Origin of the sequence: Streptomyces sp. NPDC097619, from assembly GCF_040302735.1 — a bacterium.
Taxonomy (GTDB): domain Bacteria; phylum Actinomycetota; class Actinomycetes; order Streptomycetales; family Streptomycetaceae; genus Streptomyces.
In genome coordinates, this window is sequence record NZ_JBEOSD010000300.1 from 1 (window position 1) to 3,481 (window position 3,481).

The 3,481-nt window shown below is 75.4% G+C and carries 3 protein-coding genes; 1 reads left to right on the forward strand and 2 read right to left on the reverse strand.

Going from position 1 to position 3,481, the window contains the following annotated elements; genetic code table 11:
• Window positions 1–125: 125 nt before the first annotated feature.
• On the reverse strand, window positions 126–1,835 hold the full coding sequence (locus ABTZ17_RS36545; RefSeq protein WP_352200134.1) for an FAD-dependent oxidoreductase: 1,710 nt from the start codon (window positions 1,833–1,835) through the stop codon (window positions 126–128).
• Between the two features lie 76 nt (window positions 1,836–1,911).
• Between ABTZ17_RS36545 and ABTZ17_RS36550 the strand changes: the two genes are divergently transcribed.
• Window positions 1,912–2,469 (forward strand): helix-turn-helix domain-containing protein, encoded by a 558-nt coding sequence (locus ABTZ17_RS36550; RefSeq protein ID WP_352200135.1) that lies wholly within the window; start codon window positions 1,912–1,914, stop codon window positions 2,467–2,469.
• Between the two features lie 81 nt (window positions 2,470–2,550).
• On the opposite strand, the gene ABTZ17_RS36555 is transcribed toward ABTZ17_RS36550, so the two are convergent.
• Complete coding sequence (locus ABTZ17_RS36555; RefSeq protein WP_352200136.1) at window positions 2,551–3,249, reverse strand: MBL fold metallo-hydrolase; 699 nt, start codon at window positions 3,247–3,249, stop codon at window positions 2,551–2,553.
• Window positions 3,250–3,481: the final 232 nt, after the last annotated feature.

Consider the following 3,481-nt stretch of genomic DNA (forward strand, 5'->3'; position numbering starts at 1 on the left):
GTCCGGGTAGAGGTGCAAGGTGAGCCGGCCTGCGTGGATCAGCTCCACGAGGTATCGAAGCTGTTCTGCCAGGACGGGGTAGCCGGGCCACCGGTCCCCGCCCCCCGCACCGCGGCCCCGCGCGTTCAGTCCGCGCGGCGGACCGCCCGCAGGACCACGTCGCTGACGTGGTGGGTGCTGGCGGCTCCGGCCGGTCGCGGCCGGGTCTCGTGGAGTTCGACCCGCCAGGCCTCGGGTGCCGCGGCCAGGGCGTCGGCGATCTCCTCGACCCCGACGAACGCCTCCGGGTCGTACACCCGGGTCTGGGCGGCCGGGTCCACCGGCTCTTCCAGGGGGCTCAGGTCGTGGTGCACGACCAGGAGGGTCCCGCCGGGCGCGACGGCGGCCAGCAGGCCGCGCAGTCCGCGCCGGTCGGGGGTGCGCTTGAACGAGCCGTACTGGAGCGAGACGAGGTCGTAGGTCGCGGTCCCGAAGGGGGCGGGGGCGTTCGCGTCGGCCCGCAGCAGCTCGACGTCCAGGCCGCGCCGGTCGGCCTCGGCCCGCACCCGGGCGAGGGCGTTGCCGGAGATGTCCGTGGCGGTGACCTTCCAGCCCCGTTCGGCCAGCCACAGGGCGTCGGCCCCCTCGCCGGTCCCGACCTCCAGGGCGCGGCCCGGGGTCAGCCCGGTGGCCTCGTGGACGAGGGTGCCGTTCGGGTTGCCGCTCCAGGTGCGCTCGGTGCCGCCGTAGCGGTGGTCCCAGTCGGCCTCCTCGCCCGAGGGGCGGGCGGCGGCCTTCAGGTCCTCCTCGGCGAGGCTGAAGGCGATCATGGCGCCGACCTGGCTGCCCTGGGCCGCCGCGGGCAGCACCTGCAGGCTCGGGTCGGTGACGTTGCCGGCCGCGTACACCCCCGCGACGGCGGTCTCGCCGCGCGGGTCGACCGCGAGGACCTCGCCCGCGCCGCTGGGGTGCGGGGTGGCGGTCAGCCCGAGCGGGGTGAGGGCGTCGATCCGGGCGTGGAAGCGCGCGCCGACCACCACGGCGTCGGCCTCCAGGACCCGGCCGTCGGTCAGCTCGACCCCGGACACCTCGCCGTCCGGTCCGGTGCGGACCCGGCCGACCTCCGCGCGCTCCACCGTGACCCCGGACGCGGCCAAGGCCCCGACGGCCCCCTCGTCGAGCCCGGCCGGATCGTGCAGGACGACGGTCAGGCGCTCCGTCAGGTGGCGGAGCAGCGGGGTCGGGTGGAGGCCCATCGGGTGGGTGACGATCTGGACCAGGCGCCGGTCTCGCACCTCGAAGCCGTGGCAGAACGGGCAGTGGACCACCCCTCGCCCCCAGCCCTCCGCCACGCCCGCGATCGCGGGCAGCTCGTCGGTCAGGCCGGTGGCGGCGAGGACGCGCCGGGCCACCAGCGCGTGCCCGCCGGTGAGGTCGAGGCGGAACCGGCCGTCCTCGCGGCGGCGCACGGCCAGGACCCGGCCGGGCAGGACCTCGCCGCCGTAGGAGCGGACCTCCGCCCGACCGATCCCGGTGAGCGTCGTCGGGGCGGCCCCCTCGTGACCCAGGTAGCCGTGCATGTGCGCGGCCGGCGCGTTGCGGGGGGTGCCGTCGTCGATCACGATCACGCCGCGCCGCTGCCGGGACAGCTGGAGGGCGGCGGCCAGACCGGCCGCCGAGCCGCCGATCACGGCGACGTCGCAGTGGCGCTCCACGGTGGGGTGCGGGGCGTGCCCCGCGTGCTCGTGTCGCCCGTGGACGGTCTCGTGCCGGTGCCGCTCGTGCCGGCCTTCGTGCCCGTGGGCCTCGTGCTGCTCGGAAGGGGCCGGGTGCCGACCCTCGGGGTGCTCGCTCATGAAGTCGACCGTACTCCGCCTGGCGGCATCGGCAAGCAACCTTGCACAATCCGCAAGACGTGTCAGGATGGGGGACATGAACGCGGTCTCCGACATCGAGGTCCTGGCGCGGTCGCGCCTGCGCAGCCTGCGCACCACCCTGGGCTACTCCCTGGACGAGCTGGCGGAACGCACCAACCTCAGCCCGTCCACGATCAGCCGGGTCGAGACGGGCAAGCGCACCCTCAGCCTCGACGTGCTCGTGCCCCTGGCCCAGGCGCTCCAGGTCAGTCTCGACGTCCTCTTCGAGGTGCCCAGCGACGAGGACGTGGTGATCCGCCCCGTCGCGCACAGCGACGGCGCGCGGACCACGTGGCCGCTGAGCCGGCCCGACGGGCGGACCGTCGCGATCAAGATGCGCCTGGAGCCCTCCGAGGCCCGGCCCGCCCAGCGGGTCCACCCCGGCCACGACTGGCTGCTCGTCCTGGAGGGGCGACTGCGGCTGTGGCTGGGGGAACGGCGGATCGACGTGGAGGCGGGCGAGGCGGCGGAGTTCGCGACGATGGTCCCGCACGCCTTCACCGCCCTGGGTGGTCCGGTCGAGCTGATCATGGTCTTCGACCGCGAGGGACAACGGGCGCACGTGCACCAGTGACCGCCGCTGCGCCCCCGGCCGGCTCCCGCCCGCACGCGACGGCGGAGGACGACGGGCGGGCGGGTGCCGGCCGGGCGTCGGTCAGGGGCGGGGTACCGGGGCCTCCGCGGCCGCCTTGAGGACCGCCGCGGTGTCCTCGGTGAGCGGGTCGCCGTGCCCGAAGCAGGCCACCTCCGGCTCCAGGGCGGCCAACCGCCGGAAAGAGGTGGCGGCCTGGGCCCGGTCGGTGTTGAACACCCCCAGCATCACCTGGCCGATGCCCGCGACGCAGTCCCCGGTGAACAGCACGCCGTGGCGCGGCAGGTGGACCGCGATGCTGCCGTCCGTGTGCCCCGGCGCGTGGACGACGTACGCCCCGTCACCGAAGCCCAGCTCGTCCCCGTCCTCGACCTCCACGTCCACCCGGGTCGGCGGGGCCTCGGGCACGGTCAGGCCGTGCTCCCAGAGCGGCAGTTCCCAGTCGAGCAGGTCCGGTTCGGGAACGGGCGACTCGCCGCGGACGACCGGGGCGTCCAGTCGGTGCGCGATCACGGTGGCGCCGTGCCGGGCGGCCAGCTCCTCCGCGGCCCCGATGTGGTCGCGGTGGCAGTGGGTCAGGACGATGCGCCGGATGTCCTCGGGACGCAGCCCGAGCCCGCGCACGGCGGCCTCGATCTCCGGTGCCGAGCCGGCGTTCCCGGCGTCGATCAGGGTCAGTTCGTCGCCGTCGCGCCACAGGTAGGCCTGGCCGATGGGGAAGCGGAAAAGGTGCAGGCGGGGGAGTACCTCGATGCGGTCCATGCCCCGAACGTACGGGCGGAACCAGCCTTCCGGACCGCCCGTCGCTACGCCCTCGGCGCAGTACGCCCACGGCTCGATCCGGCCGTCCGGAAAGGGAGACGCGGGTACGGGAGCCGGGCGTGCCGGACCGGATCCGCCGCCTCCGCGCGACCAGATCGGTGCTGCCGGCGCCGGCGGTCAGCGGTCCCAGCCGCACCGACTCGTCCGCTGCTTCCTGCACCGTCAACATGAC